22 protein-coding genes and 1 tRNA gene are annotated in these 21,312 nt (G+C 70.3%); 7 read left to right on the top strand and 16 right to left on the bottom strand.

Features of this window, described 5'->3' with window-relative positions; genetic code table 11:
* Positions 1–36 precede the first annotated feature (36 nt).
* Positions 37–1,842: a VacB/RNase II family 3'-5' exoribonuclease gene (locus VFV19_02700; GenBank protein HEX4823201.1), complete on the bottom strand. Its 1,806-nt coding sequence runs from the start codon at positions 1,840–1,842 to the stop codon at positions 37–39.
* Positions 1,843–1,911: 69 nt separating this feature from the next.
* Between VFV19_02700 and VFV19_02705 the strand changes: the two genes are divergently transcribed.
* Positions 1,912–1,998: transfer RNA gene (locus tag VFV19_02705), tRNA-Leu, on the top strand.
* A gap of 62 nt (positions 1,999–2,060) precedes the next feature.
* Positions 2,061–2,303 carry a hypothetical protein gene (locus VFV19_02710; GenBank protein ID HEX4823202.1) on the top strand — a complete coding sequence of 81 codons (243 nt, stop codon included), beginning with the start codon at positions 2,061–2,063 and terminating at the stop codon, positions 2,301–2,303.
* A gap of 19 nt (positions 2,304–2,322) precedes the next feature.
* Here the strand turns inward: VFV19_02710 and VFV19_02715 are convergent, their stop codons facing one another.
* From VFV19_02715 to VFV19_02740, 6 genes are all read right to left on the bottom strand, one after another.
* On the bottom strand, positions 2,323–2,913 hold the full coding sequence (locus tag VFV19_02715; GenBank protein ID HEX4823203.1) for a hypothetical protein: 591 nt from the start codon (positions 2,911–2,913) through the stop codon (positions 2,323–2,325).
* 168 nt (positions 2,914–3,081) lie between these two features.
* Positions 3,082–3,309, bottom strand: a complete 228-nt coding sequence (locus tag VFV19_02720; GenBank protein ID HEX4823204.1) for a hypothetical protein — start codon at positions 3,307–3,309, stop codon at positions 3,082–3,084.
* A gap of 131 nt (positions 3,310–3,440) precedes the next feature.
* Positions 3,441–4,622, bottom strand: coding sequence for a pyridoxal phosphate-dependent aminotransferase (locus tag VFV19_02725; protein ID HEX4823205.1), 1,182 nt, complete (start codon positions 4,620–4,622; stop codon positions 3,441–3,443).
* Positions 4,622–5,239, bottom strand: coding sequence for a hypothetical protein (locus VFV19_02730; GenBank protein ID HEX4823206.1), 618 nt, complete (start codon positions 5,237–5,239; stop codon positions 4,622–4,624). Before VFV19_02730 ends, VFV19_02725 begins: the two co-directional genes overlap by 1 nt.
* Positions 5,240–5,248: 9 nt before the next feature.
* Complete coding sequence (locus VFV19_02735) at positions 5,249–5,647, bottom strand: polymer-forming cytoskeletal protein (GenBank protein ID HEX4823207.1); 399 nt, start codon at positions 5,645–5,647, stop codon at positions 5,249–5,251.
* A gap of 10 nt (positions 5,648–5,657) precedes the next feature.
* A complete protein-coding gene (locus tag VFV19_02740; GenBank protein HEX4823208.1) occupies positions 5,658–6,674 on the bottom strand; it encodes a HEAT repeat domain-containing protein in 1,017 nt (338 codons plus the stop codon).
* 43 nt (positions 6,675–6,717) lie between these two features.
* Between VFV19_02740 and VFV19_02745 the strand changes: the two genes are divergently transcribed.
* Together VFV19_02745 and VFV19_02750 are read left to right on the top strand one after the other, a co-directional pair.
* Positions 6,718–8,190: a GWxTD domain-containing protein gene (locus VFV19_02745; protein ID HEX4823209.1), complete on the top strand. Its 1,473-nt coding sequence runs from the start codon at positions 6,718–6,720 to the stop codon at positions 8,188–8,190.
* Positions 8,187–9,584: a hypothetical protein gene (locus VFV19_02750; protein ID HEX4823210.1), complete on the top strand. Its 1,398-nt coding sequence runs from the start codon at positions 8,187–8,189 to the stop codon at positions 9,582–9,584. Before VFV19_02745 ends, VFV19_02750 begins: the two co-directional genes overlap by 4 nt.
* 8 nt (positions 9,585–9,592) lie before the next feature.
* Here the strand turns inward: VFV19_02750 and VFV19_02755 are convergent, their stop codons facing one another.
* The 5 genes from VFV19_02755 to VFV19_02775 are packed head-to-tail and all read right to left on the bottom strand — an operon-like array spanning position 9,593 to position 14,196.
* Complete coding sequence (locus VFV19_02755; protein HEX4823211.1) at positions 9,593–10,801, bottom strand: DUF4340 domain-containing protein; 1,209 nt, start codon at positions 10,799–10,801, stop codon at positions 9,593–9,595.
* 2 nt (positions 10,802–10,803) lie between these two features.
* Entirely contained in the window at positions 10,804–12,183 is a 1,380-nt protein-coding gene (locus VFV19_02760; GenBank protein ID HEX4823212.1) for a DUF4350 domain-containing protein, read from the bottom strand.
* 2 nt (positions 12,184–12,185) lie between these two features.
* Positions 12,186–12,950, bottom strand: coding sequence for an ABC transporter permease (locus VFV19_02765; GenBank protein ID HEX4823213.1), 765 nt, complete (start codon positions 12,948–12,950; stop codon positions 12,186–12,188).
* On the bottom strand, positions 12,947–13,885 hold the full coding sequence (locus VFV19_02770) for an ATP-binding cassette domain-containing protein (GenBank protein HEX4823214.1): 939 nt from the start codon (positions 13,883–13,885) through the stop codon (positions 12,947–12,949). The genes VFV19_02765 and VFV19_02770 overlap by 4 nt, the downstream gene beginning before the upstream one ends.
* Positions 13,886–13,899: 14 nt before the next feature.
* Complete coding sequence (locus VFV19_02775) at positions 13,900–14,196, bottom strand: DciA family protein (protein HEX4823215.1); 297 nt, start codon at positions 14,194–14,196, stop codon at positions 13,900–13,902.
* A gap of 311 nt (positions 14,197–14,507) precedes the next feature.
* On the opposite strand from VFV19_02775, the gene VFV19_02780 reads away from it, so the two are divergent.
* Positions 14,508–14,738, top strand: coding sequence for a hypothetical protein (locus tag VFV19_02780; protein HEX4823216.1), 231 nt, complete (start codon positions 14,508–14,510; stop codon positions 14,736–14,738).
* Here the strand turns inward: VFV19_02780 and ruvX are convergent.
* Together ruvX and VFV19_02790 are read right to left on the bottom strand one after the other, a co-directional pair.
* Entirely contained in the window at positions 14,711–15,154 is a 444-nt protein-coding gene (ruvX, locus tag VFV19_02785) for a Holliday junction resolvase RuvX (GenBank protein ID HEX4823217.1), read from the bottom strand. The genes VFV19_02780 and ruvX overlap by 28 nt on opposite strands.
* A complete protein-coding gene (locus VFV19_02790) occupies positions 15,151–16,233 on the bottom strand; it encodes a hypothetical protein (GenBank protein HEX4823218.1) in 1,083 nt (360 codons plus the stop codon). The genes ruvX and VFV19_02790 overlap by 4 nt, the downstream gene beginning before the upstream one ends.
* Positions 16,234–16,315: 82 nt before the next feature.
* On the opposite strand from VFV19_02790, the gene VFV19_02795 reads away from it, so the two are divergent.
* On the top strand, positions 16,316–16,930 hold the full coding sequence (locus VFV19_02795) for a nucleoside triphosphate pyrophosphatase (protein ID HEX4823219.1): 615 nt from the start codon (positions 16,316–16,318) through the stop codon (positions 16,928–16,930).
* Positions 16,931–16,946: 16 nt separating this feature from the next.
* Positions 16,947–19,793 (top strand): aminomethyl-transferring glycine dehydrogenase, encoded by a 2,847-nt coding sequence (gene gcvP, locus VFV19_02800; protein HEX4823220.1) that lies wholly within the window; start codon positions 16,947–16,949, stop codon positions 19,791–19,793.
* A gap of 19 nt (positions 19,794–19,812) precedes the next feature.
* On the opposite strand, the gene gcvH is transcribed toward gcvP, so the two are convergent.
* Positions 19,813–20,193: a glycine cleavage system protein GcvH gene (gcvH, locus tag VFV19_02805; GenBank protein ID HEX4823221.1), complete on the bottom strand. Its 381-nt coding sequence runs from the start codon at positions 20,191–20,193 to the stop codon at positions 19,813–19,815.
* On the bottom strand, positions 20,190–21,293 hold the full coding sequence (gene gcvT / locus VFV19_02810) for a glycine cleavage system aminomethyltransferase GcvT (protein ID HEX4823222.1): 1,104 nt from the start codon (positions 21,291–21,293) through the stop codon (positions 20,190–20,192). Before gcvT ends, gcvH begins: the two co-directional genes overlap by 4 nt.
* Positions 21,294–21,312 lie beyond the last annotated feature (19 nt).

Here is a 21,312-nt window from a genome sequence, read left to right on the forward strand (position 1 = left end):
CGAGGATACACCTCGAACGACGCGAGCAACGGACAATCAGCGGCGCCTTCTCTTCTTCCCCTTTCGTTCGCGAGGCGCTTCCGCGCGATCGTCGACCGGCGAGAGATCGACGCGCCGAAGAACGGTGTCGACGCGATCGATCTTCACGCGCAGCGCGTCACCCAAACGAAACGTGCGTCCGGATTTCGCCCCACGCATCTCGTGCCGCACGGGATCGAACTCGAACCATTCCTCGCCCAAACGTTGAACGCGGACGAGCCCCTCGCCGATTCCCCCGGCGAGCTGAACGAAAATTCCGAAGCGCGCCACGCCGGTGACGAGACCGTCCATCGCCTCACCCTCGCGGCCGCGGAGGAACTTCACTTTCTTCCAGTCGACGAGCTCGCGCTCCGCCGCTTCCGCCTCGCGCTCGAACGTCGAGCACGACTCGCCGAGCGCCTCGAGATCGCCGGTGGCGGGAGCGCGGTGCCGCGTGCGCGCCGCCCTGAGCGCGCGGTGGACGAGGAGGTCGGGGTACCGCCGGATCGGCGACGTAAAGTGGAGGTAATGCGGCGCCGCGAGGCCGAAGTGCCCCTCGTCCTCCGGCGCGTAGCGCGCCTGCTTCATCGAACGTAGGGCGAGCTGCGTGACGACGGGAAACGCAGGCAGCCCCTCCGCCTCGTCGAGCAGGCGCTGGACGTCGCCCGGCGTGATCTCCCCTCCCTTGGTGCGCAGCGTGAGCCCGAGGCTCCGCGCGAACGCCGCCAGGCCGTCGATCTTGACCGGATCGGGTGCCTCGTGCACGCGGAAGAGGCACGGCACGTGGCGTGACGACATCCACGCCGCCACGGCTTCGTTGGCCGCGAGCATGAACTCCTCGATCATCCGGTGGGCCTTGTTCCGCTGCTCGACCTTGATGCCGGTCATGACCCCTTCGACATCGAGGAGGATCGTCGGCGCCGGCAGGTCGAAGTCGATGCTCCCGCGCGCGCGCCGCCGCGTCTCGAGTCGCGCACGCAGCACCTCGGCGCTCCGAAGCATCGCGACGACGTCGTGCGCGATCGGAAGCCGCGTGCCGTTCCCGTCGAGCACCTCCGCGACCTGCGTGTAGGTGAGCCGCGCGGCGGAACGGATGACGCCGTCGGCGAAGCGCGTCGCGACCACGTTCCCCTTCTTGTCGTAATCGATGACCACCGACTGGACGAGCCGGTCCTCCCCCGGCCGGAGCGAGCAGAGATCGTCGGCGAGGCGTTCCGGCACCATCGGGAAGACGCGGTCCGGAAAGTAGACGCTCGTCCCCCGCGCCGTCGCTTCCTTGTCGATCGGATCGTTCGCCTTCACGTAATAAGACACGTCGGCGACGTGGACGTAGAGGCGGCACCCTCCGCCGGCCGCTTCCTCGACCGCGATCGCGTCGTCGAAATCGCGCGCGCTCTCGCCGTCGATCGTGACCGGCGACGGCCGGTCGAACCGCTCGCGCTTCTTGAGCTCGGCTTCCGGGATCTTGCGGTCGATGCGCGCGGCGTGGATGCGGACGCTTTCGGGAAACGTGCGACGCAGATGATGGCGGCGCGCGACGACCTCGCCGTCGACTCCCGGCGCCTCGACGTTGCCGAGCGACTCGACGATCTTCGCTTCCTCGGCGTGCTTCCTCGTCGCCGGGATCCGCGTCGCGACGACCGCGTCGCCTTCGCGCGCGTTGCCTCTCGACGTGACCGCGACTGGAGGCCCGTCATCCGCGTCGAACGGCTCGACGATCGAGCCGCGCAGGATGCCGATCAGCTCTTTCTTCGGCTCCGAACTGCGAACGGCGCGAGCGGGAGGCGCTCCGCTGCGGGCCGGCGACCTCCTCGTCTTGCGCATCGTTGCTCCGAATCTCGGGGATTTCTTGACACTGCTCGCGGGCGATTGGTAGTGTAGCCGTTCGTTCTTGCCGAAGTGGCGGAATTGGTAGACGCGCTAGATTCAGGATCTAGTGGGCGCAAGCCTGTCGGGGTTCGAGTCCCCGCTTCGGCACCACCCCGAACGAACTCTCTCGTTACGTCGTATGTTTTCGGTGTGGCCTTGAAGGAGGGGTCGTCATGAACAACAGCGTTCGATCGTTGATGATCGCGCTCGCGATGGGCGCGGCGACGCTTGGAGCGATGAGCCTGCTGGCGCCGACGGCCTCCGCCGATCCGCGGCGGAAGATCTGCGGCGGAAAACCCGGGGGCGATGTCTGCCCGCTGGGCTACGTCTGCGTGGACTTCCCCGGCGACCACTGCGATCCGGCTCATGGCGACTCGGATTGCCCTGGCTACTGCAAGCCACAGCGGCCGCGATGAGATTGAACATGCCCCGCCGTTAGAACAGCCAGTCGGGGTTCGAGTCCCCGCTTCGGTACCACCGCCCTCTGCGGCGTCGAGCGGCGCGCGCTGTAAGAAGTCTCAGGCCGAGCGGTCGTCGATTGACTCCAAGATGGCCGCCGCTTCGCGCGGGCGCGTCCGTTTGACCTTTCGAAGCCCATCCCTGACGATCCACTGAGTGTGAGGATTCCTGGAGCGCGCCCAGCGAAGAGAGACTGAGCGCAAAGTCCGGGTGCTTGGTGCTCGCGTTCCGTAGGACATTCGCGACCGACTTCTTGACGTACAACTGGGGATCCGCTCGGAGGTCCTCGAGTACGGGGCCGACCGATTGCGGATCTACCTTGACAATACCGCGCAGGCCTTCTCGCGGCACGCCGGACATTGGGGTCATCTTTTTTGCCCACCGTCGCGCTTCACGCAGCACCACGGCCGGGTGGCGCTTGCCGAGCTCGACCAGACCGGTAGCGGCTACTTCGCGCGTTTGCCGTTGGTCACTCGAAGCCAGCTTGATGAGTTCCGGCAACACGGCCTCGGGGTCCACACGGCCTCGTGTCAGGAGTGGTTTGATGTCCTCGATCTTCACGATCATGACGAGCCCTATCGATCCCCCGACCTGTGGCGGTTTCTGTGGCGGAATGCAGTGTAACCCTGTGCCCAACCAGAATAAGAACGCCGTTTGGCTTGCACCTGTGCATTCAGGATCTAGTGGGCGCAAGCCTGTCGGGGTTCGAATCCCCGCTTCGGCACCAACCTCGAGCTAACGCTTCAGCGCCTGAGCCTCACTCGGCGCCTCGCTCGCAAGCGGCGCGTGCGGGAACGAGCGCGCGTTCCTGATCTTCACGACGGAGTGGTTGCCGCAGGCTTCGCAATCGAGGCGCAGGTGCGGGAACGCGGGATCGACGCCGAGGTAAGTGACGCGAATCGGCTCGTGCCCGCAGCCGCAGACGAGGCTCAGATAGCCTCCGAGCTTTCGACCTGTGATCATTCGGACCTCGTGCCCCGGCGCAGCATACGCCCCGGTCGCGCGACGCCGAACGGTTTTCATGTAAAGAAAAAGAGCCGCGCGGTCGCGGCCCTTCTTCTTTCGCCTTCTTCTCGCTTCAGTCGGGAGAGGACCTACGCGATCGCTTGGGCGATGCGTGCGAGCCCGTCCTCGATGCGCGCGAGCGCACAGGAGAAGGAGAGCCGAACATGATCGCGCGAGCCGAACGCCTCGCCGGGGACGACGGCGACGCGCGCGGTGTCGAGCAGCGCCTCGGCGACGTCTTGGCCGGAGCGCACGGTGCGTCCGCCGATCGAGCGACCGAACAGTGCCGACACGTTGGGAAACACATAGAAGGCGCCCGACGGCCTCACGCACGAGAAGCCGGGGAGCTTCGCGAGGCCTGCGACGATCGCGTCGCGGCGGCGCTCGAACTCCGCGGTCATCGTGCGGACGTCGTCCCCCGCCCACCGGAGCGCGACCTCGCCGGCGGCCTGCGCCATCGCCGCGGGATGCGAGGTCGAATGGCTCTGCACGCGCCCCATCGCTTCGATCACGTCCCTCGGGCCCGCCGCATAGCCGAGTCGCCAGCCGGTCATCGCGAACGCCTTGCTCATCCCGTTGACGACGACGGTCCGCTCCTTCGCCTCCCGCGAGACGGCGGCGATGCTCGTGAAGCCCTTCCCGTCGTAGATCAGCTTCTCGTAGATCTCGTCGGCGATGATCGAGAGGCCGGCCGCGCCGGCGACGCGCGCGAGCGCGGCGAGCTCGTCACGGTCGTAGCAGGCCCCGGTGGGATTGCAGGGGTAGTTGAGGATGAGGCCCTTGGTCTTCGGGCCGATCGCTTCTTTCAGATCGTCGGGGGTCAGCTTGAACTCGCGGCTCTCCTTCGCCGTGACGACGACCGGCGTGGCACCTGCGAGACGCACCTGCTCCGGATAGGAGACCCAGTACGGCGCGGGGATCAGGACCTCGTCGTCCGGGCCGAAGAGCGCCATCGCCGCGCAGAAGATCGAAGCCTTGGCGCCGGGAGAGACGAGGATCTCGCCCTCGCCGTACTCGAGGCCGTTGTCGTCCTTGAGCTTGCCCACGATCGCGCGGCGGAGCGGGAGCGTGCCCTCGTTCGCGGTGTAGCGCGTGACGTCGTGCGCGATCGCGTCGATCCCCGCGATCTTCGCGGCCGCCGGCGTCGGGAAGTCCGGCTCGCCCACGGAGAAGTCGAGAACGTCGATCCCGTCGGCCTGCAGCCGCTTCGCCTTCGCGTTGATCTTGAAAGTCGGCGAAAGCTCGATGCGGCCGATGCGCTCGGCGAGCATCAACCCACCCCGGCCTTGGATGCGAGGATCTCCCGGAGCTGGTTGCGCTGGAGCTGGATCCCCTGGATCGAGAGACCGGCGAGCGCGCGCTCGATGTCGCGATTCGGATGGGTGTAGCGCCGCTTGAGATCGCCCGGCGGCTCTTCCCGGACGATGAGGTCGTCGGCGAGGAGGCGATAGCGCGGGATCACGGCGTGCTCCGCCGGTGGCTTCTGATGCGCGAAGAGGAGGAGCTGCGCGCCGGTGCGCATCACGCGCACCAGCTCCGACCCGAACTCGACGAGGCGCTCCGGCGGAACGAAGTCGAGGATCTCCCACGCGAGCACGAGATCGCACTGGCCCGAAGGCAGCGCGATCGTGAACGGCAGCGGCGCCGACGGGCCCTCGCCCGGCTTGCTCGGTGGGATCGGATCCGGCAGCGTGATCTCGTCGACGTGGACGCGGGCGCCGCGTCCCGCGAGGTAGACGATGCTCTCGCCGCAGAGGGGACCCGCGGCGAGGATCTCCGGCTTCCCCTGCCGGAACGCGCGCGCGATCGCGCGCCCCAGCCCGCCACAGGGCTGGCCGCTCGGAGGCGGCGCCGCCTCGGACCCGGGATCTTGGGTGCCTCGCGCCACGCGGACGGCCTAGACCGTTGCGGCTTTCGCCGCTCCCGCGCCGACCGGCTCCATCGCCGGCTTGGCCTGGGCCGGCGCCGTGGCCGGCTTCCGGTCCATGTCGATCGAGCCGCGGAACTTCGCGCCGTCGGCGAGGACGACCCGCGGTGCGGAGATGTCGCCGCGCATCGTGCCCGACGTCGCGACCTCGACCTTGTCGTCGGCGGTGATGTTCCCCGTGACCTCGCCCAGGACCATGACCGTCTTCGCCTGGATCTCGGCCGTGATCTTTCCGTTCGTCCCGATCGTGAGGTGATGGTCCTTGAGGAAGATCTTCCCCTCGACCTTGCCCTCGATCGTGAGGTCTTCGTTGCCGGTCAGCTCGCCCTTGATGTGGATCGATTGCCCGATGTTCACGAACTTGTCCATCGACGGTCTCCTAGGAAGTTTTGGCGCCCTTGATCCGGTCGATCGCCTCGGCGGCCCGGCTGCGCACCAGGCCCTTCTTGTCCGCGAGCGCGCGCTCGAGGATGGGAACGTCCGACGGCCCACCGAGCTGGCCGAGCGCCAACGCCGCCTCGGCGCGGACGTCTTCCGGCTGGCCCTCGATGAGGAGCGTGCGCACGACGCCGAGGTGCGAGACGTCACCCGCCTTTCCCGCCGCCCACGCGAGATCGACGCGCACCATCCCCGTGGTCTCGACGCCGAGCCGCTTGACGATCGCTTGCTTCGCCTCCGCGTCGCCCGGCGCCAGCTTCGCGAGCGCGTGCGCGGCGAGGCAGCGGACCTTGTAGTACGGGTCGTCGAGCGCGCGGATGAGGGCGGGGACGCTCGACCGGTCGCCGACGTTGGCGAGGGCGAGCGCGGCGTTCGCGCGGACGAGATCCGACTCGGCGGAGAGCGCGCTCTCGAGCTTCGGCACGGCGTCCTTCTCGTGCCGCTCCGCGATGACCTTCATGACGTGGCTGCGGATCGCCTCGCTCTCGTCGGCGAGGGCGGTCCGGAGGAGCACCTGCATCGACTCGGGCCCGGGGATGTTGCCGAGCGCCTTCGCGGCGACGGTGCGGATCGTCTCGTCCGGATCTTGCAGCGCGCTCTCGAGGGCGGGCACGGCGCGCGGGTCGCCGATGAGTCCGAGGGCGCGGCAGGCCGCGATGCGCACGCCCGAGAGCGAATCGGAAGCGTAGGGGATGATCGCGGGGACGGCGCGCGGGTCGCCGAGCGCGCCGAGGGCGCTGATGAAGTCGATGCGCACCGTCAATTCGGGGTCGTTCAGGTGAGGGACGATCTGATCGACGCCGTCCGGCGCCTTCCGCTCGCCGAGGTGGATCGCGGCCTGCGAGCGGACGGCGGGATCGGGATCGGTGAGGCCGCCGGGGGCGCCGCGGCCCGAGCAGGCGGCCGCCGCGAGCATGGTGACGACGAGCGCGTACCTGGACTTCCGCGAAGCGAGCATCCGGCCCCCGAGCGTGATGGGAACGGCGGATTATACTCCACGGGTGCGCCTCCTCCCCGCGGCCGGCCTCGCGCTCGGCGTCCTCGTCACGCACCTGGTCGCGGCCGCCGGCAGCAACAAGGACGACGTGAAGCATTGGCTCGACGGGCCGGTGCACTACGTCATCACGCCGCAGGAGATCAAGGACTGGAAGGCGCTCAAGACCGACGCCGACCGCGTTGCCTTCGTCGAGCGGTTCTGGCGCCGCCGCGACCCGACCCCGGACACCCTCAGCAACGAGTATCGCCAGCTCTTCTGGACCCGGGTCCGCGAGGCGAACGACAAATTCCAGGACAGCTCCAAACCCGGGTGGATGACCGACCGTGGGAAGATCTACATCCTCTACGGGGCGCCCGACGACGTGAGGGACGACCCGAACGCCAAGGTCGATTCGACGAAGACCGACAGCGCCGGCCTCATCCGCTGGGTCTACAACAGGCCGGGTGGCCGCCCCGACCTCGACCCGGTCGTCTACGTTCCGTTCGTTCGCGACGTGACCGGCGAGTACCACGTCTCGTCCGACCCCTCGCTCGCGAGCCCATTCTTCGATCTCCACGAAGCGCAGGACCGGAAGGATGTCGGGATGGTCGCGCCCACGAGCCGCTCGCCGCTCGGCGTGCTCCTCGACCTCGGCAAGATGCAAGAGGTGCCGCCGCAGGAGAAGTACATCCTCGACTCCGTCGAAGCGGTCGAGACGTTCGCTTATCAGCCGCTGCCCCTCGCCGTCGACCGTTTCCGGCAAGAGAAGGGCGGGATGCTGGCCGTCGCGACCGTGGCGATTCCGGGAGAGGCGGATTCGGCGCCACCCTCGCTCATCGCGAGGTTCGCCAAGCCTGGGAACGGCGGGACCGCGCACCTCCTCGGCGAGGGATCGTTCCGCGTCGAGGGCGAGGGGGTCGCGCGCACAGCGCAGGGGCGCGTCCAGCTCGAGCCCGGGGCGTGGGAGGTGACGGTTCTCGCCGTCGACCCATCGACCGGCGTGAGCCGAATCTACAGGGGCCGGATCGATCCGCTCCCTTCCGGCACCGGTGTCTCGGTCTCGGATACCGTCCTCGCGCGCACGATGGAGCCGCTCCCCTACGTGGCGCAGTCGAGCTACGACTCGCCCTACATCATCGGCGGGTTCCACGTCGTCCCGCGCGCCGCCGAGACGCTCGCGCGGGGTGATCCGGTCCGCGTCTTCTTCGAGATCTACGGAAGCGCGCCGCCGTACCACGTCACGTACCAGCTCGAGGGGAAGGAGACCGACGGGAGCTGGCGCGCGCTCGGGAGGCCGCAGGAGCGCGAGGCGACGACGATCGGCCAGGGCTTCGAGCTGCCGACCGCCGCCAGCTGGCCGCTCGGCGCCTACCGTCTGAGGATCCGGGTCGTCGACGCGACGGCCGCGGCCGTCGAGACGACGGCGCCGTTCTCTGTCGTCGAGCACGAAAACGCGGCGCCGGCCGACGCCCCGCAGCCGGTCGTCCCCAAGCCGTGATCCGCGGTGCCGCCGCGGCTCTCGTCGCCCTCGCCCTAGCGCCCGCGGCCCTCGCCGGCGAGGACGAAGCCTACGCGCGCGGCTCGCTCGCGTGGTTCTCATCGGCACGATACGAGCTCCTCGGCACCCTCGACGCGGAGGTCCCGCTCGCGACCCCCGGCGATTGGCGCGTCGCGGTGCGCGCCGGCCTCCTCACCGCGATCGAGAACGCCTCGGGGTTCACCTTCGCCGTGGGACAGATCGACTACCGCGTGGAGCTCGCCGCGCGCCGACCGCTCGGTCGCGGCTCGCTCGAGCTCTTCGCGGGAGAGCACGGATTCCAGGTCGTCGACGACGCCGGACGCGCGCGCGTCCGCGAGGCCGGCATCGCATGGGCGTCCCCCGGCTTCTTCGATGCGTTCCCTGAGAACGGCTTCGCCGGCCGGGCCGCCGCGGCCTACGTCTTCGAGTCGCACGGGGTGGACGCCTCCGCGACGGCGGCGGCGACCGTGCGCTTCATGCATCGACTCGGGGCGAAGCAGAGCGTCGCGATCGGCGTCGACGCGAGCGCCGACGCGCTCATCGGGAACGACCATGGGATCGATTGGCTCGCCGGCCCTCGTCTCGACGTCGATCTCGGTGGGAACCGCCGGTTCGGCCTCTTCGCACGCTGGCTGTCGTCGCGGAACCCGCTCGGCCTCGGCACCGACGGCTTGCTCGCCGGCTTCGATCTCGCGCAGGGACCGCGCGGGCCCCGTGCGCGCCCCGTGCCTCCCGAGATCGCCGGGCTCCTCGCGGCGGGGGGCGGCGATGCGGGACGCGCGAGCGCACGCTTCGATCTCCGGGTCGCCTCCCCTCCGTTCCTCGGCGGCACCTACGGCGAGATCGAGGTCGACTCCCACGTCCTCACGTCGGACGCCGGCAACGATCTCTACTACCTCTACGACGCCGGCATCGCCCATCCGCTCCCCGGTGACGCCTGGCGCGCGGGACTCTTCTTCCACCACCGGTCGAACCACCTCGTCGACGGCTTCAACCCCTCCGTGACGAGCATCGACGTGCTCGAGGGCGCGATCGAGACGAAAGGGTTCCTCGGTGCCGAGCCCGCGCTCGACTTCGGCCGCGCCGGTGGCCTCGATCTCTCGTTCCGCGCGGGCTGGCTCATCGACAGCGCGTTCGGCGAGGACGAGTCGTGGCATGCACGCGGAGCGATCCGCTGGGCGACGCCGCCCTGGCACGGCGCGCGGCTCTACCTCGCCGCCGCCGCCGAGCGCGGCGACATCGCGTCGAGCTCCTACGGCCTGGGCGCGCTCCTCCCCTCCCAATGGGACGTGCGCGTCGAAATCGCGCACGACGAGCAGCTCCTGAGCGGCGACACGCGCGGCATCTTCGGCATCGCCACGCGGCGGTTCTAAGGGGACAGTTACCGTACGGGCGGGAGCGGCGCAGCGAGACGAAAGACGGAGCCCGGCGCCTCGCTCCATGACGCGAGCCCCGAGACGACCTCGATGTGCCCCTTCGCTCCGTCGTCGGTCGCGTAGTCGATCGTCGCTCGCGTGCCGCCGGGAAGCGTCGCGGCTTCGCACGACGCCGTCGGCGCCTCGAGCAGGCCGACGAGGAGGGCGAGCACCGCGTCGTCGGACAGAGGCGTCCAGGTGCCCTTGACTCGCGTGGCGGTGAAGCGCTCCGCACCGTTGCGGTAGTCGAGCGAGACGACGTGATAGCGGTTGACGTTCGTCAGCTTGGTCTCGCGGAGCGCGTCGAGGCTCGTCCCCGCGAGCGCGGGGATCGCGACCGTGACGACACCGCGACGCCCTTCGCGCGACGCGTAGACGCGTCCCTCGCCCGCCCGGGCGCCGAACGTCAGCGCCCGCGCCGCGCCCGCCGCGGTGACCGCGACGCGCCGCCCTCCCGTGAGGCCGAAGCGCGGATCGGCCGCGTCGGCGGCATCGTCCCACGCCACGATCGACGCGCGTGCGAGCGCGGTGACCAGGGCGTCGACGCGCGCCGGCGACGCGGCGAGACGGCGCGGCTTCTCGATCCACCACGCCCCCCCTTCCTTCCGGAGCGACGGACCGTCCGGGGCCAGATCGACCGCGGCGATCTCGCTCGCCTGCGCGCCGAGGAGCGACGCGTCGCGAAGGAGCGCGCACCGGACGGTCGAGAGCGCCGCGCACTCGGGGAGCTTGAGGACGACGACACCGGCGTGGCCGGCGACGCGCGCGTAGACGCCCTCGCCGGTCGGGATGCGGGCGCCGACGTCGATCGCAGGCGTGGCGACCCCTTCGAGCTCCACGTGGACCTCCGGAGGCACGAGGCCGAACGCCGGCGACGGCGCGGCCTCGGGCATCGCCCGCAGGATGGTCGCCCGGCCGGCCGCGACGAGGACCTCCTCGACCGCCGACGCGGAAGCGGCGTCATCGACAGGAGCGTCGAGCCTCCACCCCGCGCCGTCGCGGACGGCGCGGCACGACTCGCCGCCGGCGGCGACGGTGAGCGCCGTCACCCGGCGATGGTCGAACGCGGCGAGCCGCGCCTCGGACGTCGCCGGTCCGCGCGCGCGACTGGACCACACGTAAAGCGCCGCGAGCCCGCCGGCGGCCGCCAGGGCGAGGAGGAGGCGCGGCCGCACGGTCAGAGGCGCCGGCGGCGCATGTGGACGGCGACGCCGATCGCGAGGACGAGAAAAGGGGGCGCGATCGCGATCGCGAGGAAGATCGCGCCGTCGCCCTGGCGCAGCCGGATCATCTGCGCCGCGAGCGGCGACGGCCGGATCGTGACCTGCCCGCGTGCGCGGGAGAGCCATCCCGCGCAGTTGAGGAGGAAATCGCGGTTCGAGGCCTCGGCGAGGAACGCGTTCGTCGCGAACGCGATGTCGCCGACGACGACGAGGCGGCCTTCGGCGGTCGCATCCGCCCTCGCCGGCTTGTAGGCTGCGGCGGCGAGCGCGAAGGGGCCCTGCGAGCGCTCCCCGGTGGGCGCGAGCCCTTCGGCGTACGCGGAGGTCTTGACGAGCGCATCCCGGAAGACCGCCGGGTCGCGGCCCTCGGTCGTCACCACGGCGGCGGCGAGAGGGAGGGCGAGCGGCTTCTCCGGACCGAACGGGCGCACGATCGGATGGCGGGTGTACTCCGAGACGAGCGGGATCTCGGCCTGTCCCCGCAATCCCTGGCTGCGGTCGACGACGCGGATCCTCGTGGCCTCGATCCCCCAGGCCGACCCGATGCTCTCGAGCCCCGTCGGGTGCTCGGGATCGACGAGCAAGAGGAACCGTCCGCCCGCATCGAGCCACGCGGCGAGCCGCTCGACATCGGCGGGCGGGACGGGGGCGCGCGGGCCGAACGCGACGAGCAGTGCGATGTCGGACGGAATGCCGGCGTCCAGACGCACGTCGACCAGCTTGTCGTACTCCCGGAGGAGGGCGTCGCGCAGGCGGCTCACGCCGCCGTCCGCGGTCTCGTCGAGCTCCCGCGCCCCGTAGCCGCGGAGGACGCCGACGACACGTGGCGCCGACGACCCCGCCTCGAGGATCGCGTTCGTGACGTCTTCCTCGCCGACGCCGCGGAAGACCGCGTGGCGCGATCCCGAGATCGCGACGCTCACCCCGTTCTTGATCGTGTCGCGGTCGATGTCGGAGAGATCGAGCGCCTGGAAGGCCGCGGGCCGGGCGTTCGGGTCGAAGATCTCGACGCTGACCTCGGGTGACGCCTGCCGGTAGCGCTGCAGGAGGTCCCAGTAGGTGCCGCGGCGGCGATCGTTGTCCTGCATCAGCCCGTGGATCGACACCGGCCGCTCGAGCGCCGCGAGCGCCTGCATGCTCTTCGGCGACAGGCTCATGGCCCCCTGCCGGGTGAGGTCCCAGGCGACGCGGAACCGCGCCGCGAGGAGGACCGCGAAGAGCATCGCCGCGAGGACGAGCGTCGTGTAGGCCAGGGCGCCGGCACCCGCGCGCGCGTCGCCGAGGGCGTCGATTCCCTCGGCGGCGGGCAGGTCCTCACGGCGGGTCACGGCCATCGTCACCTCCACCGCGGCGAGTCGATGACGCGCACCGCAAGGAACAGGAAGGCCGCGATGAGGATCGTTTGGAGGATGACGTACGCCGTGTCGATCGAGCCGAGCGCGGCGGCCTTCAGGGCGTAGCCGATGGCGAGCGCGCTCACGACCTGGTCGAACGGCGGCCGCACGAGCGGCACCGCGAACTCGACGAGAACGAGCGGCATGACGATCGCGTACGTGAGGATGAGCGCGATGAACTGGCTCTCGGTCAGGGACGACGCGAAGACGCCGGCGGCCAGCATGACCGCGCCGTAGAAGAACAGGCCGAGGTACGCGGCACCGAGCGCCGCCAGCTCCGGCTCGCCCTTCCACGCCAGGAACGCGGGGAACGGGAGGGTAAGGAAGAGGATGAACGCGTAGAGCGTGACCGCGCCGAAGAACTTCCCGACGACGATCTGCGCCGAGGTGATCGGCGACGTGAAGAGGAGCTCGGCGGTGCCGAGCTTCTTCTCCTCGGAGAGGAGGCGCATCGAGAGCCCGGGCAGCGAGAAGAGCGCGGCGAAGTACCCCCACGTCACGAGCCCGTATTGGCCCGCCACGAGCTGAGTCCGGATCGTGAGGCCCCATTTCTCGAACACGGCGGCCGGGATCATCACGTAGCGCATGAATCCGACGGAGAAGCCCGCGGCGATGATGAAGAGGAACACCGCCATGAACGCGTACGCGACCGGCGACACGAAATACGCCTGGAGCTCGCGCTTGACGACCGCCACGACCGCGCTCACGCCGGCGCCTCCTCGCTCTCCTCGGTGACGAGATCGAGGAAGACGTCCTCGAGGCTCGCGCGCGAAGAGCTCAGCTCGAGGAGCCCCGCGCCGGCCGCGATCGCCGCCGCGGCGACGCGCTCGCAGGCGTCGTCGCCTCCCTCGGTCCGCACGGTGTACGTCGCGGGCGCAGGCTGCGAGACCTCGCTCACCCCGGGGATCGCGGCGAGCCGCTCGGCGAGACCTGGAAGGTCGCGCGCGACACGGAGACGCACGAGCGGCGTCCGCCGCGCGCGTGCGGTCAGGTTCTCGATCGAGTCCTCGGCGACGAGCTGGCCTTCGCTGATGATGACCGCGCGCGAGCAGACCGCGGCGACCTCGGGAAGGATGTGGGTGGAGAGGATCACCGTCTGCTCCCCCGCGAGCCCGCGGATGAGCCGTCGCATCTCGGTGATCTGGCGTGGGTCGAGCCCGACCGTCGGCTCGTCCAGGACGAGGACCTTGGGCCGGTGGAGGATCGCCTGCGCGAGCCCGACGCGCTGGCGATAGCCCTTCGAGAGATGGCCGGCGACGCGGTGCGCGACCGGGACGAGGCCCGCGAGCTCGATCGCACGAGCGATCGCCGCCTTCCGCGCGGCCGGCGGCACGCGCTTGATCGCGGCGACGAAGTCGAGATACGCGCCGACCGTCATTTCGAGATAGACGGGGGGCATCTCGCAGAGATACCCGATCGAAGCCTTCGCGGCGAGGGGATCCTTGACGACGTCGTGGCCCGCGATCTTCGCCGATCCCGAGGAGGGAGGAAGGAACCCGGTCAGCATGCGCATCGTCGTCGTCTTCCCCGCGCCGTTCGGGCCGAGGAAGCCGAGGATCTCTCCGGGCGCGACCTCGAACGTGAGCCGCCAGACCGCGACGCGCGGACCGTAGACCTTGGTGAGCCGATCGACCGAGATCATTTCCGGAATCGCCGTCAAACGATCCGGAATCGCACGACGCCGAGCGCCCCGTGTTCGCGGGCGAAGCGCGCCGAGAGCTCCGGCAGGAGGCGGTCGATCGCGCGCCGCCACGTCGGGTCGGCGACGCGCAGGCTCAGGATGCCGCGCGACAGATCGACGACCGTCGCACGCTCGGCGAGGGAGCGGCCCGCGACGCGGCGCCAGGCGGCCTCGACGGCGAGCTGGCGCGCGCGGACGGGGGCGAGACCGAGCGCCGCGGCGCCCGCCGTTCCCACCCGCTCGAAACCCCGTGCGCGTCGATCGGCGATCATCGAGCGGCCATTGTAGACGGAAGAGAAAGACGCCGGACCGAGATGCCGCCGAGGACCGCCATGAAGGGGGGCAACCTCCACGGGAGGGGGTGGACCTCGTCGACATCCCGGCCCGGCCCGAAGCGCCGGATCCATACCGGGGCTCCGTTGCCCGGCTCGTGCCGGGGCTGGGGGTCGCGGCTTCGGACTGCAAGGGGGCGGCCAACGGGAAAGGAGCGCGCCGTCGCGGACTCCCGGCCGCGACGCTCCCCACGGATTGGTCATCGGGGTAACGAACCGGGCGGGTGCCTATAATGCGCGCGGAGGATCGCGTGCCCTCACACTGCTTGTTCCGGACGAGCCTCGGCGGGTCGGAGTTCTGCCAGGATCCGAGCTACCTCGAAGGCTTCTGCCGCTTCCACTACGACGCGCTCAAGCGCGGCGAGATCAACGAGCGCGGCGTCATCAACGAGCTGCTGTCGGACCAGGCGCGCCGGAGGGAGATCAACTTCCACGGCCTCTCGCCGAAGCCGGTCTACGTCGAGGACGATCCGGCCGTCTGAGCGTCGAGCCAGCTCTGGAGCATGATCGCCGCCGCGGTCTGATCGACGATCTCGCGGCGCTTCGACCGCCGCACGTCCCCTTCGAGGAGCGCACGCTGCGCCTGCACCGTCGTGAGGCGCTCGTCCCACAGGACGATCCGGCACGGAAGCGCCTCCGCGAGGCGCGCGGCGAAAGCCTCGGCGCCGGCCGCCGCCGGGCCGGTGTCACCGGCGAGTGTGCGCGGATGACCGACGACGATCGTGCCGATCCCCTGCTCACGGATGAGCGCGGCGAGCGGCGCCAGATCCTTCGCCAGCGCACGGCGCGGCAAGAAGCCCCGCGGCTGCGCCGTCAGGCCGAGAGGATCGGAGAGCGCGAGACCGACGCGGACGGTCCCGAGGTCGATCCCCAGGACGCGGCTCGCGCCTTCGGTCAATGACCCCCCGGAGCGGGGGTGGCGCCGATGGGCTTCAGCGCCTCGGCCGGCTTCGCGTCGGCGGCGGCCGGCCCGCCGATCTTCGCCTTGGCGTCCGCGACCGCGGCGGCCATCGCCTTGTCATCGGGAAAGCGCGCGGTCAGGAAGTGCATGTAGGAGGTGACGTCGGCGACCCGGCGTTTGGCGTCGAGATCGATGCGGCTCTCGCCGATGCGCTTCCCCTGGTTCCCGGTGTAGAGGATGCGCACCGGGCCCTCGCTCTCCTCGAGCGTGTTGTAGATCCCGCCGTACGAGCCGAGGATGAAATCGATCTGGGGAGCGCTCTTGGCGATGTCGTGCGCGTCTTCCTTGGAGACCGCCGCGAGGAGCACGACGATGTCCGATTTCGCCCGGACCTCGCTCAGCACGAGCTGGACCATCTCCTCGGGGCCGGCGACGCCGAGGTTGTCCCCCGCCGGGCCGGCCTTCTGCCAGACCGGACTGTAACGGATGACGCCCATGACGCCGATCTTGACCGGCTTGCCGCTCGTCCCCTTGACCTCGACGATCGCGTAGGGCGGGAAGACGGTGCTCTTCGATCCCTGCTTCACGATGTTGGTCGAGATGAAATCCATCTTGAGGTCTTTGGTGCGCTGGATGAAGTCGTCGTAGCCGAGGGTGAGGTCGCGCTCGCCGACGTTGACGACCTTGTAGCCGAGCTTCGCCATGAAGTCGAGGAGCGCCGCGGTGCGGAGATCGCCGATCTCGGACGGGTTGTCGGCGAAGTTCCCGGAGTCGAGGAGCACGAGGGGCGTCTGCGGGTAGTTCGTCTTGAGCTGATTGACGAGCCACGCGCGCTTCGCGAGCCCGCCCGCCGGGTTCAGCTTGCAGCCGCAGTCCTCGAGATAACCGATGACGTCGCCGGTGTAGAGCAGCTCCAGCTCGGGCGCCTTGCCGGCGGCGACGAGGCCTCCGTCGGGGACGTCGAGCGGCTTCGGAACGCTGGCCGGCGCACCGGGCTTCGCCGGCGGTGCTGCCGCCGCCCCCGAAAAGAGAAACGCGATCGCAAGCACGCCCCGCGCCCAAGACGACGTGTTCATCGGCCCACCTCCGGAACGACCGTAAGACCCGAGGGAGTATAAGGAGGGCCCGTGGCTGCTGCCACACGACGGAGGTCCCCCCGTGCTGCCGCTCGTCCTCGCCTCGGCGTCGCCCCGCCGCCGGGAGCTGCTCGCCGTCCTGGGACTCCGCTTCGACGTTCGCCCGGCCGACGTGGACGAGTCGCCGGCCCCGGGCGAGCGCCCCGAGGAGCACGTCGTTCGCCTCGCCGCGGCGAAGGCGGCCGCCGTCGCGCACGCCGTTCGCCTGGGCGGGGTCGACGCCCTCGTCCTCGCCGCCGACACGACGGTCGCTCTCGCCGGCGAGATCCTGGGGAAGCCCGGCGGCGAGGACGGCGCCCTCGCGATGCTCCGCCGCCTCGCCGGCCGGACGCACGAGGTGCTCACCGCGTGCCGTGTCGTCCGCACCGACGACGGGCGCACGGCGGCGGCGCTCGCCGTCACCCGCGTCACCTTCGCGCCGTGGGACGAGCGACGCGCGCGCTGGTACGTCGGGACCGGCGAGCCGATGGACAAGGCGGGCGCCTACGGCATCCAGGGCCACGGCGTGTTCCTCGCCGAAGGGATCGACGGATCGTGGAGCAACGTGGTCGGTTTGCCGCTCGAGACGCTTCCGAGATTGTTCGAGCAGGTCGGTTGCGACCTCCTCCACCACATGGAATCGGCCCGTCGCGGGTGATACCCTTTCGCCTCCCATGCCGACACACGAAGAAGATCGCTTCGTCGACCGTCACGTCGGTCCGCGAGAGGACGACGTCCGCGAGATGCTGCGCGCGCTCGCCTCGGACAGCCTCGACGATCTCCTCGCCCGAGCGCTCCCGGCCGGGATCGGCCTGACGCGCTCGCTCGACCTCCCGCCCGCGCTCACGGAAGCCCAGGCGATGGACGCGCTCGCCGCGCTCGCGGGAAAGAATCGCCTCTTCCGCTCGTACATCGGCCTCGGCTATCACGGCACCCTCGTTCCCGCGGTGCTCCGGCGGAACGTCCTCGAGAACCCGGGCTGGTACACGCAGTACACGCCGTACCAGGCGGAGATCTCGCAGGGCCGCCTCGAGGCGATGCTGAACTTCCAGACCCTGATCATCTCGCTGACCGGGCTGCCGGTCGCGAACGCCTCGCTGCTCGACGAGGGGACGGCCGCCGCCGAGGCGATGGCGCTCACCGCGCGCGTGCACGAGGGTGACGTTCACGGGAAGTGCTTCTTCGTCTCGGAGCGGTGTCACCCGCAGACGATCGAGGTCGTGCGCACGCGCGCGAAGCCGCTCGGCCTGCCGGTCGTCGTCGGCGACCATGCGTCGTGGGATTTCTCGCGCCCGACCTTCGGCGCGCTCGTGGCCTACCCGGCGACCGACGGCGCCGTCCTCGACTACTCGCCCTTCGTGACGCGGGCGCACGCCGCGGGCAGCCTCGTCGTCGTCGTCGCCGATCTCCTCGCCCTCACCCTCCTCCGCCCGCCGGGCGAGTTCGGCGCCGACGTCGCCGTCGGGAGCGCGCAGCGATTCGGCGTGCCGATGGGGTTCGGCGGGCCGCACGCGGCGTTCATGGCGGTGCGCGACGAGTTCAAGCGCCAGATCCCGGGCCGCCTCGTCGGCGTCTCGAAGGACACCGCGGGGCGTCCGGCCTATCGCATGGCGCTCCAGACGCGCGAGCAGCACATCCGGCGCGAGAAGGCGACGAGCAACATCTGCACCGCGCAGGTCCTCCTCGCCGTGATGGCGTCGATGTACGCCGTCTATCACGGGCCCGAAGGGCTCCGCGCGATCGCGGCCCGCGTCCGCCGCTTCACCCTTCGCCTCGCCGCGGCCCTCCGGGCGAGCGGGTACGCCGTCGGCCCCGAGCTGGCGTTCGACACGCTGCGCGTCGGCCGCGGCCCCATGGCGAGCGCCGAGATCGTGAAGCGGGCCCTCGCACGCGGGATCAACCTCAGGACGTTCGACGGCGGCGACCTCGGCATCGCGCTCGACGAGACGGTGGGCGAGCCGGATCTCGCCGACCTCCTCGCGATCTTCGGCGCGCACGAGGCCGGCGAGCCGGACGTCGCGATCCCGCTCCCCCACCGCCGCACGAGCGAGATCCTCGCGCACCCGGTTTTCCACGCGTACCGGTCGGAGACCGAGATGATGCGCTACCTGAAGCGCCTCGAGTCCCGCGACCTGTCGCTGACGACGTCGATGATCCCGCTCGGCTCGTGCACGATGAAGCTCAACGCGGCGTCGGAGATGCTGCCGATCTCCTACCCGGGCTTCGCGTCGCTCCACCCGTTCGTCCCGAACGACCAGGCCGAGGGCTACCGCGCGCTCACCGATTCGCTCGCGCGCTGGCTCGCCGAGCTCACCGGCTTCGCGGCGGTCTCGCTCATGCCGAACGCCGGCTCGCAGGGCGAGTACGCCGGGATGCTCGTCATCCGCGCGTATCACGAAGCCCGCGGCGACGCGAAGCGCGACGTGTGCCTCATCCCGATCTCCGCGCACGGCACGAACCCGGCCTCGGCAACGATGGCGGGGATGAAGGTCGTCGTCGTCGCGTGCGATGCGCAGGGGAACGTCGACCTCCCCGACCTGCGCAAGAAGGCGGCGGAGCATCACGACTCCCTCGCCGCGATCATGGTCACCTACCCGTCGACGCACGGCATCTTCGAGGAGTCGATCCGCGAGCTGTGCACGATCGTCCACGAGGCCGGGGGTCTCGTCTACCTCGACGGCGCCAACATGAACGCGCTCGTCGGCGTGTGTCGGCCGGGCGATCTCGGCGCCGACGTCTGCCACCTGAACCTCCACAAGACGTTCTGCATCCCGCACGGCGGCGGCGGGCCCGGGATGGGTCCGATCGGCGTCGCCGCAAAGCTCGCGCCCTATCTGCCGCGGCATCCGTTCGCCGACGTCGGCGGCGCCGAAGGCATCGGCCCCGTGTCCGCGAGCCCGTGGGGCAGCGGGAGCATCCTCCCGATCAGCTGGGCCTACATCGCGATGATGGGAGCGGACGGCCTGAAGCGCGCGACCGAGGTCGCCGTCCTGAACGCGAACTACATCGCGCGACGCCTCGCCCCGCACTACCCGCTCGTCTATCGAGGCCGCGCGGGCACCGTCGCCCACGAGTGCATCGTCGACGTCCGTCCGATGCGCGCGACGGCCGGGATCGAGGTCGAGGACGTCGCGAAGCGGCTCATGGACTACGGCTTCCACGCCCCGACGATGTCGTGGCCGGTCCCCGGCACGCTCATGATCGAGCCGACCGAGAGCGAGTCGAAGGAAGAGCTCGACCGCTTCTGCGACGCGATGATCGCGATCCGCGAAGAGATCCGCGAGATCGAGGAGGGACGCGCCGATCGCGCGATCAACCTCCTCAAGATGGCGCCGCACACCGCCGAGACGGTCACGGCTGAAGCGTGGGACCGTCCCTACTCGCGCGAGCGCGCCGCGTTTCCCGACGCCGGCACGCGGGCCCACAAGTTCTGGCCTTCGGTCGGACGCGTCGACAACGCCTACGGCGACCGGAACCTCGTCTGCGCGTGCCCGCCTCTCGAGGCCTACGCCGAGAAATAAGGGGACAGCTACCGAACTTCTAGCCGGCGAGCGCCGCGTAGCGTCCCGAGTCGAGGAGCGCGTCGAGCTCGGCGGGCACCGTGACTGTGAGCTTGCAGATCCAGCCGGCGCCGTGCGGATCGGCGTTGATCGTCTCGGGCTTGTCGCCGAGGAGGCCGTTGACCTCCGCGACGGTTCCCGAGATCGGGGCGTAGATCTCAGAGACCGCCTTGACCGACTCGATCGTGCCCAGAACCTCGCCCTGCGCCACGGTCCGTCCGACGGCGGGCAGCTCGACGTAGACGATGTCGCCGAGCTCTTTCTGGGCGAAATCGGTGATCCCCATCGTCGCGGTCGTTCCCGCGGTCAGGACCCACTCGTGCTCTTTGGTGTACCGGCGATCGCTGGGAAACATCGTCATCTCACCCTCTTGTAGAACGGCGTCGGAATGACGACCGCGGGCTCGGCGCGCCCGCGGATCTCGACCTCGAAGCGTGTCCCGGGCTCGGTCAGCGCGACCGGAAGGTAGGCGAGCCCGATGTTCTTCTTGAGATAGGGCGCGAAGGTGCCGCTCGTCACGACGCCGACCGGCGTGCCGGAGGAGAGCGCCGTGTGGCCGTGGCGCGCGATCGCGCGCCCCTCGGTCTCGAAGCCGACGAGCTTGCGCGTGATTCCCTCGGCCTTCTGGCGGAGGAGCACGTCCCGCCCGAGGAATTCGCCCTTGTCGAGCTTCAAGATCCAGCCGAGGTCGGCCTCGAGCACCGTCGTCGTGTCGTCGATGTCGTTCCCGTAGAGCGCCATCTTCGCCTCGAGGCGGAGCGTGTCGCGCGCGGCGAGCCCCGCGGGGACGAGCCCCACCGGGCGGCCCGCCTCGAGGAGGGCATCCCAGATCCCTTCCGCCGACTCGGCGGGACAATAGATCTCGAAGCCGTCTTCCCCGGTGTAGCCGGTGCGCGAGACGATGCAGCTCGTACCGGCAACTTCCGTCTTATCGAAGGCGTAGTACTTCATCGCCGGGAGAGCGGCGCGCGTCAGCGGCTGCAGGATCTCCTGCGCCTTCGGGCCCTGGAGGGCGATCTGGCCGTAGAGGTCGGAGACGTCCCGGACGCGAACGTCGAACCCCTTGGCGTGGTAACGGAGCCAGTCGAGATCCTTCGGCGTGTTCCCCGCGTTGATGACGAGAAGATAGTCGTCCTCCGCGAGCTTGTAGACGAGGAGGTCGTCGACGAACGTCCCCTCCGGTGTCGTCAGCGCGCTGTACTGGATCCGTCCCGGCGTGAGCCGCGACACGTCGTTCGACGTCACGTGCTGCAGGTAAGGGAGCGCCTCCGCCCCGCGCACCTCGGCCTCGCCCATGTGGCTGACGTCGAACAGCCCGGCGCGCGTGCGCACCGCCATGTGCTCGTCGATGACACCGGTGTACTGGACCGGCATGTCCCAGCCCGCGAACGAGACCATGCGCGCGCCGGCCTTGCGGTGCGCGCGGTTCAAGGGCGTCGACTTGACCGAAGGAACGCTCACGAACCCTCCCCGGGCGCGC

The sequence above is a fragment of the Candidatus Polarisedimenticolaceae bacterium genome, from assembly GCA_036275915.1.
Lineage (GTDB): Bacteria > Acidobacteriota > Polarisedimenticolia > Polarisedimenticolales > DASRJG01 > DASRJG01.